Source organism: Halomonas sp. N3-2A, from assembly GCF_002216165.1.
Lineage (GTDB): Bacteria > Pseudomonadota > Gammaproteobacteria > Pseudomonadales > Halomonadaceae > Vreelandella.
The window spans coordinates 1089162-1103173 of the sequence record NZ_CP022286.1 but is presented as its reverse complement, the minus strand read 5'-3'; the positions used below and the strand labels follow the sequence as shown (position 1 = coordinate 1103173).

Genomic DNA, 14012 nt, shown 5'->3' with positions numbered 1-14012 from the left:
GGGCAAACTTGTATGAAAGCCCTACGCACGGCCCTCTAACTGCCGCCCATGACAATGCTAGTTTGCAGCAATGTGGCGCATAAATTAATTAGGAACCACCATGAACATTCGTAAGCTATATAACGCCTGGGGCCCAACGAGCTTAGCTGTCTTACTTACAGCAAGCCTCTCTACCCCTATTTATGCACAGCCCTCAGCCGATACAGCTGAAGGCTCAACCCCTGCTACAGAAGAGGTGCTTACCAGCGCTGACCAGCTCGCTGAGCAAAGAGAACTACCCCGCGGCCATTTTCGTCTTCCTGAAGAAGGCGACATTATTGGAGAACACTACACCGTCGTCGTAGAAGATCCTGAAGACACACTCATCGATATCGCGCGACGCCATAACATTGGCTACGAAGAAATTCGTATGGCCAACCCAGGCGTCAGCATGTGGGTACCTGGGGAAGGCACAGAAATCGTTATACCTGCGCGCTATATTTTACCGCCTGCACCCCGCGAAGGCGTGGTCGTAAATTTGTCTGAACTGCGACTCTATTATTATCCGGCTGACAACCCCGGCATTGTTGAAACCTACCCTGTCAGTGTTGGCCGTGAGGAATTTGCCACACCGGTCGGCATTACCCGCACGACCGTAAAGGTAAAAGATCCTGCCTGGGCGCCGCCAGCCTCTATGCGTCGTGAAGCAGCTGCACGTGGCGAGCCAGCCCCGTCTATTGTGCCTGCTGGCCCCAACAACCCACTGGGTCGTCACGCTATATTGCTGGCGATGCCTAGCTACCTGATTCATGGTACCAACCGCCCTGAAGGCGTGGGCATGCGGGTCAGCCGCGGCTGCATCCGCATGTTCCCCGAAGATATCAAATCGCTCTACGAGCGCATGCCTACCGGCACTCAAGTCAACTTGATGGATGCACCGTTTAAAGCAGGCTGGGCAGCGGACGGCACACTGTTTGTGCAGTCTTACCCTCAGCTTGAAGAAAACGTTGGCGATTTTGAGCCACTGCTTAATGCCATCGAACGAGTAAGCGAACTGGCTGAAGACCAAGCAGAAGTTGACTATGCCCAGGTAAAACTAGCAGTAGAAAATCCGGATGGTCGCCTTATAGCGCTGTATGGCCCTCAAGCACCAGCGCCAGCCCCTGCTGAAGAAGAGCCTGTGGAGCTTGATGGATTATTCGAAGAAATTGAGCTCACAACAGCGACACAAGCCGAGGAAGAGGCATAACCTTAGTCAAAATAAAAAAACCCCGCCGAGGCGGGGTTTTTTTACATCTACAGCAACCCTAAGTTTTAACACTTAGAGCCCAGGCAGAATTACTTCTGCATGGAACGCTGGAACATGCGGTTCATTTCTTCACGGTTCTGCTGAGACATCTGCAGAGCAGCTTGCGCATCGCGCTGAGCTTGGTTAGCAGTGTTCATTGCTTGTGAAGCCATGCTGCGTGCTTCTGCGGCATCAGCCTGTGCAGATTCAGCAGTCATGCGAACTTCTTCCAGGGCGCTGGTAGAAGCACAGCCAGCCAGGATTGCCAGTGAAGCGGCAGCGGCAGTCATCTTCAGAGCAGTCTTCAGAGTCATAATGTTCTCCTTGAGTCTTCCTTGGGTACAACGTTAAGGGTATGACAAATTTAAGGCTAAAGCGTTAGCTCAATTTTGTCTACCTGCGGTGCAGGTTCTTTACAGCGACTTGTACCATGGCATTACACCAATGCACGCAAGTCAAACGCTGTTTTATAATAGACCACAGCGGTTGTCTATAGCCACGTATTTAAAACCTTTAACTTCCTTCAACAGCATAGCCTATCGGATCACTACGCGAGTGCCAACACCTACCAGCGACGCAACGCGCTCAATTTGCTCGTTGGTGACAGCAACACAACCCTGAGTCCAATGGAACCGGCCATGAATATCTGGATCACCCTCACCAATACCATGTATACCAATGGCACCGCCTAATGCCGTATTCTGCGGTGGTGAGCCGTGGCGCTGATAGTGATCAAAATAAGCATCATAATCCGCTTGGGAGTAAATGCCTTTTTCGAGCGCCATCCTCGCATGAGGTGGCGTAGGATAATCGATACCAATAAAGATATGCCACTGACTTTCGTAATTAAATCGATTAATTCGAAACTCGCCAAGCGGTGTCACGTTATCACCGCGAATCCGTTGGGTTTTCGCCCCACCTCGCCCAAGGGATATGGGCGCGTAGTGCTCAACCAACGCATTACCACGGTAGACACTCAACGTGGCGTCTTTGTCATCAATTAACACCCATAGTTCATTGCTGTGACGCGGGATACTCGCACGCGAAAGCAGCGTCTCAACCAGATCTGTGGGCTCATAATTATTTAAGCTACCGGAAGTCGCTGCACTGGCCACAGCAGGCCAGCCCAGCGCCAACGCTAAAAAACGGCGACGGTTTACAGGCATCATTATCGTTCTCTATATAGGCCAGCATCACCAGCCAACAAAGCATTTGTGGCGGTTGTTATACCTTATTCTCACACCAAATGTCAGTGCTTTCAAAAAAGCCAAAAAACAAGCCAGTGCGCCAATATGGCAACCGCGCCCTTATTAAACGGTAGCTAAATCACTTCACATACCCGCCTAGATATCTTCGAATTCTTGCATACTCGTTACTAGCTTGCGCGCTTCAGCATGATGCCCTTCTGCCAAGGCGTTAAAAAAAGTTTCCTCTGGCTCTATTTTTGCCCGTGATGCACGGTGCTCATAGAGGTCCTGTAGCTTGCGATGCGACTCAACCGCTACGCGAGTTAGTTCATCAATTGAGTCTGCTATCGTTTGTTGCGCAAGCGCCTCAAGCACTGGAGGCTGAGGAAAGTCATTAGGATCATCAAACCATATTTCCAACACTTCTTTATGATTAAAGCCATCACTAAAAAGCGCCTCTAGCCCAGTCTTCATCCGGAGCTCGCTGTCGGCTAAATACGTTAACGCCATGGCAAGACGTTGATGGTCACTTGAATCGGCTGCGGCACGATACTGACGCGCCATGCGCCCATGATAATCCGCGGCCCATTCAACGAAGTCTTTGACTTGGTTATAGCGCATCTATATCTCCTCTTGCGACTCACTCTCTCTAGGCAATACGTTTGACGTTATAACTACCACTCTTGGCTAGTTTCACGTAGCGCTGCAATATCGCGTTTTGCAGCATGAAGGTTAGTTAACAGCTGCTCAGCAACACTCACCTGGCCGCCGACAGCGATCATTGAGGGGTTCTGCACTGCGCGCTTACTTGCCCCCTCGTCACTGTGCAGCTTCTCAATTTGCCCCACCAGCCAGTGCAACCAGCTATCCGGCTGCTGCAGCATATCTCTTAAGCGCTGCAGCTCAGCAACGGCAGGGCCCTTCTCATTAAGGAGCACTTGCCAGCCATGCTCGTTAAGACGCGCATGCTCGGTCACTTCTTTGAGCAGCGAGTTTAATGCCAGCTCAAAGAGCGCCAAGGCGCTCTCTTCAATCGCCATTTGACGAGCCTGAGCATGCTCGTCATTACCTGTTGGAAGACCAACCAAAAGCTCAGCTTGATAAAGCAGTTGGTTGGTACGAGAACGTGGGCTCACTTGCGCTTATCCTCCACGTGCCATTTACCCGCCTCAAACGTGGCTTTCCAGCCGGTTGCTTTGCCTTCTTCATCGGTCATCACGTACTGCTCTTTATTTTTCCGTGAATAGCGAATTTGCGCAGGACGGCCATCCGGGTCTTCGCTGGGCGCCTTTAAGATAAAGTGATACTTTTCCGGTAGTTCGTCGGCGTGGGCTTTTAACTCTTTTACCAGCGGTGGACGAGTTTCACGGTTTTTAGGGAACTTGCTGGCCGCTAAGAACAAGCCGCTGGCACCATCGCGCAGTACGTAGTGATCCTCTACCTTTTGGCAGGCCAGCTCCGGCATCGGAATGGGGTCCATTTTGGGCGGTGCCACTTCACCACTACGAAGCAACTTGCGGGTGTTTTTACACTCGCTGTTGGTGCAGCCGAAATATTTGCCAAATCGACCTGACTTAAGCTGCATCTCAGAACCACACTTATCGCATTCGATAATGGGGCCGTCGTAGCCTTTGATTTTGAACTTGCCCGCTTCCACCTCATAACCATCACAATCAGGGCTATTGCCGCAAATATGCAGTTTGCGACCCTCATCGATGAGATAGTTATCCATGGCGGTTCCGCACTTCTGGCAACGACGCTTGGCACGGAGTGCGTTGGTTTCTGCTTCTTCGCCTGCATCTTCGGCAACAGCTTCTTCACCAGGAATTAAATCAATGGTGGTTTTACAGCGCTCTTTGGGCGGCAAGTTATAACCACTGCAACCCAAGAACACACCGGTGGAAGCCGTCCGAATTTGCATTTTGCGACCGCAACTTGGGCAGTCAATATCCGTAGGAACCGGCTGATTAGGGCGCATTCCTTCGTCGCTTTCGGCTTTGCTAAGCTCCTGGCTGAATTCACCATAGAAAGCATCCAGCAAGGCTTGCCAGTTACGCTCACCTTCCGCAACTTCATCCAGGCTATCTTCCATTCGAGCCGTGAACGAATAATCCATCAAATCGGGGAAAGACTCTTTCAGCCGTTCGGTGACAATATCACCCAATTTTTCAGCATAAAAACGGCGACTTTCCAGCTTCACGTAACCACGATCCTGAATCGTGGAAATGATGGCAGCATAGGTAGAAGGACGGCCAATGCCCTGCTTCTCGAGCTCTTTTACTAAGCTGGCTTCCGTATAACGCGGGGCCGGTTTTGTAAAGTGCTGCTGGGGATCAAGCTTTTCAAGCGCCATCGCCGTGCCCTTCGGCAAATCAGGCAGGCTTTGGTCTTCATTTTTACCTGATGGCTTCATCACCCGCGTGTAACCATCAAACTTGAGCACTCGCCCTTTGGCGCGCAAGTCGTAGCCATCAACCTCAACACTCAGCGTGCTGGAAAGGTACTCAGCAGGCGTCATCTGACAGGCCACAAATTGACGCCAAATCAGCTCGTAGAGACGCTCTGCATCACGCTCCATTCCAGAGAGGTCACTGGCCTTGCGCTCAACGCTAGAGGGCCTGATCGCCTCGTGGGCTTCTTGGGCGCTCTCCTTGCTGCTGTAACGGTTAGCAGAGTCTGGTAAATAGCGTGCTCCGTACTCATCACCAATAAACGAGCGAACACTCTCTACCGCATCCTTTGAAAGATTGGTGGAGTCGGTACGCATGTAGGTAATGTAGCCGGCCTCGTAGAGGCGCTGAGCCATGGTCATGGTTTTCTTAACAGAGAACCCTAACCGGCCGCTGGCAGCCTGCTGCAGTGTTGAGGTAATAAACGGCGCGGTAGGCTTGGAGCTCGTCGGCTTGTCTTCACGGGAGGTAATCGCAAGCTTGGCTTTGCGCAGTTGCTCAATGCGTGCCAGCGTGTCCTTTTCAGAGGTAGGACGGAAGGGCTTACCATCCTGACGCACCAACGCAAATCTAACCAGCTCGCCATCCGGGGAAGCGAGATCTGCATGCACATCCCAAAACTCCTCAGGAATAAACGCACGAATTTCTCGTTCACGCTCAACGATCAGGCGAACCGCGACAGATTGAACACGACCTGCTGATAAGCCCCGGGCAATCTTGGCCCACAGCAACGGTGAAAGCATAAAACCAACAACGCGGTCCAAGAAGCGGCGCGCCTGCTGCGCTTCCACTCGGGGAATATTTAGCGCCCCTGGCGACTTAAACGCATCCTGAATGGCATTTTTGGTTATTTCATTAAATACAACGCGCTTATAGCGACTGTTATCACCACCAATCGTCTCGCGCAAATGCCAGGCAATTGCTTCCCCTTCGCGGTCCAAATCCGTTGCGAGATAAACAGCATCAGCTTTTTCAGCCAGCTTCTTTAATTCAGCGACGACTTTTTCCTTACCCGGGAGCACCTCATAGCGCGCTTCCCAGCCGTTATCCGGGTCGATGCCCATCCGCCGAATTAACTGATCATGAGCCTTACGTTTTTTGTACTCTGCTTTCTCTTCCGCCGACATCTTGCGTGTTGCCGCAGCCTGGCGAGCGCGCTCCTTCGGGTCGGAGGCTGCCTTACCTGAGCCGCTGGTCGGCAGGTCACGGATGTGACCCACGCTCGACTTTACGATGAAATCGTTGCCGAGATACTTATTGATCGTCTTCGCTTTCGCAGGCGACTCGACGATGACCAGTGACTTGCCCATAGTGCTCCACTTTCCTAATGCTCAGGCGCTATCGCCCATGCTCTGAATACGTTGTCGCCTGTTGTTACCACTTGACGACCATGAGAAAAATGCGCCTACCCTACCCCAGGCCTGCAACAAGCGCCAGTAACAACCGACGCATAAGTAACAAACTAATGCTGAAGCGCAAGGTGTCTATCCGTACTATTTTTCATAATGAAGTAGCTAGACACTAGACTGCCAATACGCAGACGGCAACCCAAAATACGGAAACAAAAAAACGCCCCTGTATCAAAACAGGGGCGTAGACAAACGTTACAACACTTAGCGCTTGCGCGGTGGTTTCCTACGCGATGCCGCTTTTGGTCGAGGCTTGCTTGCTGCTTTAGCTGCATCTGCTGCTACATTATTAGTAGCAGGCACCGTTTCGGTAGATGCGCGTTGGGTAGCCTCCTTTTCCGTCGATGCTGTCTCTGTCGACACGCTTTCAGCTTCTGTCACCACGCTTTCAGCTGGAGAGCTTGCAGCGGTTTGCGTATCAATAGCCGCCCCTTGGTCACCTGCTTGCTTAGTGTCAGTAGCGGGTGCGCTCACGACTTTTGGCTGAGTAGCTTTTGGTTGAGCGGCTTTCGGCGGCCTTGCTTGATCAAATAGCGTCTTCACCTGTTCAAAACGCTCTGCTGCGTGCTCGGATAATTCACCGCTCGCGGCGAACACATGCATAAGGTGCTCAATATATCCGTCGATGTCACTGCTGCTTTGCCCTTTTAACAGCTCGGGCAATGACGATAGCGCTCGCTCACGATCTAATTTCAGGATAAAGAACTGATCGCGTACCAAACGCTTAAATTCACTCAACGTTGAACTAGGCTCTAGTTCAGCACGGGAAGCACGTAACCGTTTGAAATTGCGTTCATCTGTCGCTGGCGCTCCGCCTAACACATAGATAACTGAGCGCATGACTGCTTCGTGAGCGCCACCCTGGGCTATTTTATTGCGCAGCTCATTTTTGCGGTTTTCAACAAAACGCTGATGCTCTGGCTCGGCTCCAGGACGACGACGATGCACATGCGCATCACCATGCAAACCTACCGCTGCTTGCAATAGAGGCTGTCCGTAAATGTCCATAAACAGCCTTTCCGTCGTGCTATCGCGCAAATCTCGCACGGCATTGAGATTGGCGACGATTTGATCGGAGCACATCGTTTCTAATGCTTTGAAAACATTATCTTGACCCACTTGCTGACGATTGCTGCGTACTGCTTCAGCCATCACCGGCAGCGGAACTGTCAGCGGATTACGATCAGATAGAAGCTTGTAGCCTAACCGGATAGGATGCATACGACGAATCCAGCGTGCCGCTTCTGGCGTCATCATGGCCTGCACCCAGGGTTGAACGTATAACCGATAGAAACCAAGGTTGATCTCGGAAATACGTGCAACCGTTGCAAAGCGACGATCATCCTCTGGGATATGCATTACATCCTGATCCAGCTCCTCAAAGTTACGCGATGTGAACTCAAGCAAATAATCACGCTCAAGTAACTCCGCATCATCTCGCTCGCTGACATGCGAGACCGTTGTCTCATACAGCCCGGGCGGCATAACATCGATATAGTCCATGTTGGCCGTGAACTCAGCATGCTCTTTGCGCGACACACTACCGGAAACAAAAATCCCTAAGTGCCCTGTTGTGTCGTGCATGCAGTACACGATCGTCTGCTCGTTGGCGATGATATCTTCTTCGCCTTCGTATAAATCACGAATCCAACCCAGCGCCTGAGGCGGCGGCGTTATGTCGTCACCACGCGAGCAGAATACGACAACAGGTGAGCGCACATTGCGAAGATCAATACGGCGACCATCGCGAGTCACCAGTTGGGCCGTCGAGAGACGATTACCAACAAATAGGTTATCGACAATATATTGGATCTCTTGGCCACCTAACACAACGTGACCGCCCCACCAGCGCTCGAACTCTAAATAGCGCTTGGATTCGGTATCAATGTTGTCATACAGATGGTACTGCTTTTTCCAGTAGGTATTGGCTGGATTGAGACGCTCGAAGTTCTGTACTAGCCAAGCACCATCAAACAGGCCGTTACCAATGTCACTCGTTAAAGCAGTAATCCAGCTTCCACCGGTCATACCACCGGTATAGCGCATAGGCGCTTTACCGTGTTCCCCGGCCCAGTAAGAAAGCGGCGCACCGGCAATAAGAATCGGACCAAACACATCCGGCTCAAGTGCTGCAGCCATCATTATTTGCCAACCCGCCTGACAGTTCCCCACCACCATTGGTTTTTCAGCTGTTTCTGGGTGCAGAGCGATAACATGACGCAAAAACGCAATTTCCGCTTCTACCACATCCTCAACGGTTTGCCCTGGTTCAGGAAAAGGCAAAAAACCAATAAAATAGCAAGGGTGACCAGCCTTTAGAGCAACCCCAAGCTCGCTATCAGGCTTGAACCCGCCGATACCAGGGCCATGACCTGCTCTGGGGTCCACGACAACAAACGGTCGTTTCTCAGGGTCAATCTGAATATGGCTGGGGGGAAGAACTCTCAGCAGCTCATAATTGGTTGGATGGGGAAGCGTGCGACCATCCATGAGCACCTCTGTATCAAATCCAAGCACGTTCGGCTTGGTTTGCTCCATATGCTCAAGATATTGATTTCCGCGTTCGCGCATAACATCCCAATACAGGACGCTACGCTCAATACTGTCGCGCCAATAGCCCGCTGCAGCCCGTCCGAATCCGAACGGATCTACCATGCTAGCAAAGGCCTCGCCGACCGGTAATGGAGCCATTTGATCAGACGCTCCTGGCCACAGGCTTTTCAGCGCGCTGCCAGGCAACAAAGGATGAGCGAGAAAGTTCATAAATTCTCCCATTGGGTTGATGCAAAGCATCAGTCCCGAAGCGTTGATGCTGCAATGCAATATAGTTTAGGCCACTCGCTGCATAACGTCGATGCTTACCTTTGCAAATTCACCATTGTTGTCATAAAGACGCCGCACAACATCAGTGGTAGCATTTCCAGCGTAATGCTGAGACTTTTTGTTTTGTGGCACTTTCTATCTTCGGAGGGTGTATACCTAGAGGTTGTTATGTCATCCCTTACACTACTCAACCGTTTGACCTTCCGACAATTACAGGTATTCCAGGCAGTTCACCGCCAGCGCTCCTACTCGCGCGCAGCCGAGCAGCTAGGACTTACCCAACCTGCGGTTAGCGCACAAATTCGTCAGTTAGAACTCGCTGTTGGTCAGCCGCTGTTTAAATATGCCGGTAAAACTCTTCACGTGCTACCTGCCGCGGATACCCTAGCGCTCTCCACACGCGAGATTTTCGGACAGCTCTCTAGACTGCAAATGAATCTCTCGGAGATTAATGGCAGCATTAGCGGTGAGCTGAACATCGCGGCAGTCTCCTCAGCCCAATATGTGGTGCCTTATTTACTAGCACGGTTTCGAGCACGCTATCCCGACGTACGCATTCGTCTAAAGGTATGCAACCGCAGTCAAGCGCTAGAAAGGCTGGCAGAACAAAAAGATGATGTTGTGATTATGGCCATGGTGCCTGAAGACGACGACCTGGTAGTTATGCCCATTCTTGAAAATGAACTCATCGCTCTCGTATGGCCAGACCACCCACTACTTCACATGGAAGCACCCACATTAGCCGACTTTGCGCGCCATTATGTATTGATGCGTGAACCAGGTTCTGGGGTACGTATCGCATTTGAGCAACTGGCTGTTGACCAAGAAGTCGGCCTTCCCCACCGCATTGAATTAGGCACTAATGAAGCCATTAAACAAGGCGTTATGGCCCATTTAGGCGTTGCCGTTTTGCCCCGTTTGGCGGTTCAACTTGAACTAGAGCAAGGGCTGCTATCCGCGCTCCCTTTACCTAACTTCCCCATTCGACGCTCGTGGTGCACGGTGTATCGTCGCGATCATTTTCCGACACCAGTCGCTGATCTTTTTTTACGCTTTACACGGGAACACCTGCCAGATTTTCGTCGGTATTTCCAAGCCCCCTCTAGCCCACTGCCTAGCCACGGCGTTTCCTGCCTACCTTTACTGTCACTATAGTGGGCTATCGATTGGTTGGACTGTCTGTTTGGCGGTTCGATGAAGGGGGCTTAGTGTCTTGTTAACCAACAGATATGTTACATTAGCCTACTACCTACGTATCATTCAGAATCTTCAGGGTTTGGCATGTATTCGCGCAGGCGATCCAACTGTCAACGCCATGGCATTTAAACGCCATCGCCACAGCATATGGTTAGACGCCACGACGTTTGGGCATTGCCTGCCGCACAGTAGAGAGGCTCTTTCCTATGAGCAATAACCCCACAACGCGTGTCCCTAGCGGCGAAAAATTCCGCAATGAGCATGGCATGTCGGTCATTAAAGACGGCATGAAACAACGTAAAACGTCGTCAGATGAGGCGTCCCCCAGTCTTGACCGTAAACCTAAATGGTTGCGCGCACAGATTCCTGGGGGTGAACGCTTCGAAGCCGTCAAAAAGAATGTTTCTACGCACCGTCTTAGCACTGTTTGTGCAGAGTCGCACTGCCCCAATATGGGCGAATGCTGGAGCAATGGCACCGCCACTATTATGTTAATGGGGTCTGTATGTACACGCGCCTGCCGTTTCTGCGCAGTGGACACAGGCAACCCAAAAGGCTGGCTGGATCTAGAAGAGCCGGAGAACACGGCAAAATCAGTCGAGCTGATGGGGCTGCGCTACATCGTATTGACCTCCGTTGACCGAGACGATTTGGACGACGGCGGCGCCACGCACTACGCCAACTGCATTAAAGCTATCAAATCCCGCACGCCGGAAGTGGTTGTAGAAGCTCTAACACCCGATTTTGACGCTGATAAAGCCGCCATTGAGCGGGTAGTTGATTCGGGCTTGGAAGTGTTTGCACAGAACGTAGAGACGGTAGAGCGACTAACCAGCAAAGTACGCGACCCACGTGCAGGTTATCGCAAAACGCTGAATGTCTTAGCGCATGCCAAACAGTATCGACCAGACATAATTACCAAAACAAGCTTGATGCTTGGATTAGGTGAGACAGACGAAGAGATTCTTAAAACCTTTGATGACCTGAGAGAGATTGGCGTTGATATCGTGACGCTTGGACAATATTTGCGCCCAACCAAAAACCATCTAGCCGTAGAGCGCTGGGTCACTCCAGAAGAGTTTGATCGCTATCGCGTGCTTGGCCTTGAAAAAGGCTTTATGGAAGTGCCGTCCGGGCCGCTGGTTCGCTCTAGCTATCGCGCTGACCGTGTTTTTGAGAAAAACAACTTGGGCCTCGCGTCGCCTGCTGCGGTTCCTGGTCATGAGCCTGACGCTAACCGCATTCCTGCGTTTAACGTCGGATAAACCGTCTAGGCTAGCGGCCTTTTATTGACTATTTTCGCTAGCTCTATTCACTCACTATCTGCACGCAACTGGCACAGCTAACTCAGTTACAACAGTGCCTTGCGTGCAGATCGCTCATGATTGGATAAACGACACATCCACCAACTGCCGATCCAACCGCTGGGCCAGTGCAGACGCTAGTTGATCACCCACCTGATGAACGGCAGGCAGCGCCACTAAATCAGCCAATCGCGTTACTTGCATACCTGCATAGCCACAGGGATTGATGCGCCCGAAGGGGGATAAGTCACCGTCTACGTTTAGCGCAACCCCGTGATAGCTTGCGCCCCGCCGAATTCGTAACCCTAGCGAGGCAATTTTCGCTTCGCCCTGTTGCGTATCAACATAGACGCCAGGTGCATCTGGCTTCGCCCAGGCAGACACGTCATAGAGAGCGAGTACGTCAATCACTGAATTTTCTAGCGCAGTTACTAACTCACGAACACCAATCTTGCCACGACGAACGTCCAGCAATGGATATAAGACAATTTGGCCTGGGCCATGGTAGGTTACCTGCCCCCCACGATCCGTTTTCACGACAGGGATATCACCTGGCATTAACACATGCTCTGGCTTACCCGCCTGGCCCTGAGTAAAAACGGGGTCGTGCTCAACTAGCCAGAATTGATCAGGCGTTGTCTCGTCCCGCGTGTCGGTGAGTTCGCGCATCGCGCTCCACACCGGCAAGTAGGCACGATGGCCAAGCTGATGCAGCTCAATAGGTTGACTAGCCAAGGTTATACCACCATGTGTACGCGACCTGTTGCCTTCAGATCATCGAACAGCTGGCGTAATTGCTGTTCGCCAGTGGCCACAATAGTGACACGCACCGATTGAAAACGGCCGTTACGGCTGTCGACGACTTGAAGTGACGTCTCATCAAAATCTGGGGAATGTTTAACAATCACTTGGCACACGCAGGCTGGAAAATCCTCAGCGGCATCGCCAACCACTTTCAATGAGTAATCGCAGGGAAAAGTGATTTTAGGTGGCTCGTTTACTTCAGGCTGACGTAAATCTCTTAGCCCATTTTTCGCGCCTTTTTTCATAGCTCACCTTTACACGGAATTTATTGATACTTTTGCTCAGGGTACGAATACAGTAAAGCCTTAAAAAGATTAATAGCTTAAGCGCAAAAAAATTAGAAATTCTGCGCTTAAGCTCACAGCTACTAATCAGTAAAGCTACTAAACAAACCACTGAAGAAACGCCTTACTTGGTCAAATAGCCGCTTAAACAAGCCACCCTCTTCAACACTTTCTAGCGCCACTAGCTGGCGCTCGCCGACCATTTCTTCGCCTAAATATACTTCTAACGTACCGACATCATCACCCACGGCAATCGGCGCTTGAAGATCGCTATCCAGGTTCAAGCGAGCACGCAACTCTTCGTTACGGTTGCGCGGAAGCGTCATAAAGACTTCACCGTCAACGCCAACACGCAGTTCATTGATATCTCCCCCCCATACTCGTGGCGTTGCAAGCACCGCACCACGCTCATAGAGCTTCATCGTTTCATAGAAGCGGAAACCGTAACTAAGGAGCTTTTGCGTTTCCTGCGCTCTTGCCTCTTCTGAATTAGTACCCATCACGACTGAAATTAGCCGCATGCCATCACGCTCGGCCGAAGAGACAAGACAGTAGCCCGCCTCCGTTGTCCAACCGGTTTTCAGACCATCGACACTTGGGTCACGCCATAGCAAGCGGTTACGGTTTGTCTGATCGATACCACCAAACGCGAAGTTGCGTTGAGAGTAAATAGTATAGTGTTCGGGGTAATCATTAATAATATGCTGTGACAACAGTGCCATATCACGAGCAGTGGAGTAGTGATTCTCGCCAGGAAGACCTGTCGGATTTTGGAAATTCGTATTGTGCATCCCTAAGCGCGTAGCATGCTGATTCATCAAATCAGCAAATGGCGCTTCACCACCCGCTAGGTGCTCTGCCATTGCCACGCTAGCATCGTTACCCGATACAATAATGATGCCATGCAGCAAATTATCGACCGAGACTTGATCGCCTACCTCAATGAACATCTTGGAACCGCCGGTACGCCAAGCTTTCTCACTGATATTGACCATATCCGTCAAGCTAATTGTACCGCGATCTAACTCACGCTCGACCAGATAGGCGGTCATGAGTTTAGTCAGGCTGGCGGGTGGTAAGCGTTCATCAGAATTATGTTCAGCAAGAATGCGACCGCTGTTGGCATCCATTAGAATCCATGAGCTCGCCGCCAGCTGAGGAGCGGAAGGAATAATCGTCTGCGGCTGTGGTATCACCTGGGCCATGACCGGCGAAGACACCACGGTAAAAACCGCAAACAAGCAAAGCCCTGCGGTACGGCGAATAGACATCAATACATTCATTTCT

Annotated in this window: 12 protein-coding genes; 3 read left to right on the top strand and 9 right to left on the bottom strand. The window is 51.3% G+C overall.

The annotated features are described in order from the left end of the window. The first annotated feature begins 100 nt into the window (after window positions 1-100). Window positions 101-1228 (top strand): L,D-transpeptidase family protein, encoded by a 1128-nt coding sequence (locus CEK60_RS05115; protein WP_089038110.1) that lies wholly within the window; start codon window positions 101-103, stop codon window positions 1226-1228. Window positions 1229-1317: 89 nt separating this feature from the next. On the opposite strand, the gene CEK60_RS05110 is transcribed toward CEK60_RS05115, so the two are convergent. The 6 genes from CEK60_RS05110 to CEK60_RS05085 all read right to left on the bottom strand — a co-directional run bounded on the left by CEK60_RS05110 (window position 1318) and on the right by CEK60_RS05085 (window position 9076). Continuing rightward, complete coding sequence (locus tag CEK60_RS05110; RefSeq protein WP_009723517.1) at window positions 1318-1581, bottom strand: Lpp/OprI family alanine-zipper lipoprotein; 264 nt, start codon at window positions 1579-1581, stop codon at window positions 1318-1320. 222 nt (window positions 1582-1803) lie between these two features. Then, the gene (locus tag CEK60_RS05105; RefSeq protein ID WP_089038109.1) at window positions 1804-2436 is read right to left on the bottom strand and encodes a L,D-transpeptidase family protein; all 633 of its coding nucleotides are present in this window, start codon (window positions 2434-2436) and stop codon (window positions 1804-1806) included. A gap of 174 nt (window positions 2437-2610) precedes the next feature. After that, window positions 2611-3075: a hypothetical protein gene (locus CEK60_RS05100; RefSeq protein ID WP_089038108.1), complete on the bottom strand. Its 465-nt coding sequence runs from the start codon at window positions 3073-3075 to the stop codon at window positions 2611-2613. Window positions 3076-3128: 53 nt separating this feature from the next. Continuing rightward, window positions 3129-3590, bottom strand: coding sequence for a DUF6586 family protein (locus tag CEK60_RS05095; RefSeq protein WP_089038107.1), 462 nt, complete (start codon window positions 3588-3590; stop codon window positions 3129-3131). Then, on the bottom strand, window positions 3587-6214 hold the full coding sequence (topA, locus tag CEK60_RS05090) for a type I DNA topoisomerase (RefSeq protein WP_038483622.1): 2628 nt from the start codon (window positions 6212-6214) through the stop codon (window positions 3587-3589). The genes CEK60_RS05095 and topA overlap by 4 nt, the downstream gene beginning before the upstream one ends. Before the next feature lie 303 nt (window positions 6215-6517). Next, complete coding sequence (locus CEK60_RS05085) at window positions 6518-9076, bottom strand: DUF3141 domain-containing protein (RefSeq protein WP_089038106.1); 2559 nt, start codon at window positions 9074-9076, stop codon at window positions 6518-6520. A 228-nt stretch (window positions 9077-9304) separates the two neighbouring features. Here CEK60_RS05085 and CEK60_RS05080 point away from each other — a divergent pair, with 228 nt between their 5' ends. Both CEK60_RS05080 and lipA read left to right on the top strand, forming a co-directional pair. After that, window positions 9305-10291: a LysR family transcriptional regulator gene (locus tag CEK60_RS05080; RefSeq protein ID WP_089038105.1), complete on the top strand. Its 987-nt coding sequence runs from the start codon at window positions 9305-9307 to the stop codon at window positions 10289-10291. A gap of 248 nt (window positions 10292-10539) precedes the next feature. Beyond that, on the top strand, window positions 10540-11598 hold the full coding sequence (gene lipA / locus CEK60_RS05075) for a lipoyl synthase (protein ID WP_089038104.1): 1059 nt from the start codon (window positions 10540-10542) through the stop codon (window positions 11596-11598). A gap of 114 nt (window positions 11599-11712) precedes the next feature. On the opposite strand, the gene lipB is transcribed toward lipA, so the two are convergent. From lipB to CEK60_RS05060, 3 genes are all read right to left on the bottom strand, one after another. Continuing rightward, on the bottom strand, window positions 11713-12372 hold the full coding sequence (lipB, locus tag CEK60_RS05070; protein ID WP_089038103.1) for a lipoyl(octanoyl) transferase LipB: 660 nt from the start codon (window positions 12370-12372) through the stop codon (window positions 11713-11715). A gap of 2 nt (window positions 12373-12374) precedes the next feature. After that, window positions 12375-12686, bottom strand: a complete 312-nt coding sequence (locus tag CEK60_RS05065; protein ID WP_089038102.1) for an HP0495 family protein — start codon at window positions 12684-12686, stop codon at window positions 12375-12377. A gap of 122 nt (window positions 12687-12808) precedes the next feature. Further along, window positions 12809-14008, bottom strand: coding sequence for a D-alanyl-D-alanine carboxypeptidase family protein (locus tag CEK60_RS05060; RefSeq protein ID WP_089038101.1), 1200 nt, complete (start codon window positions 14006-14008; stop codon window positions 12809-12811). Window positions 14009-14012 lie beyond the last annotated feature (4 nt).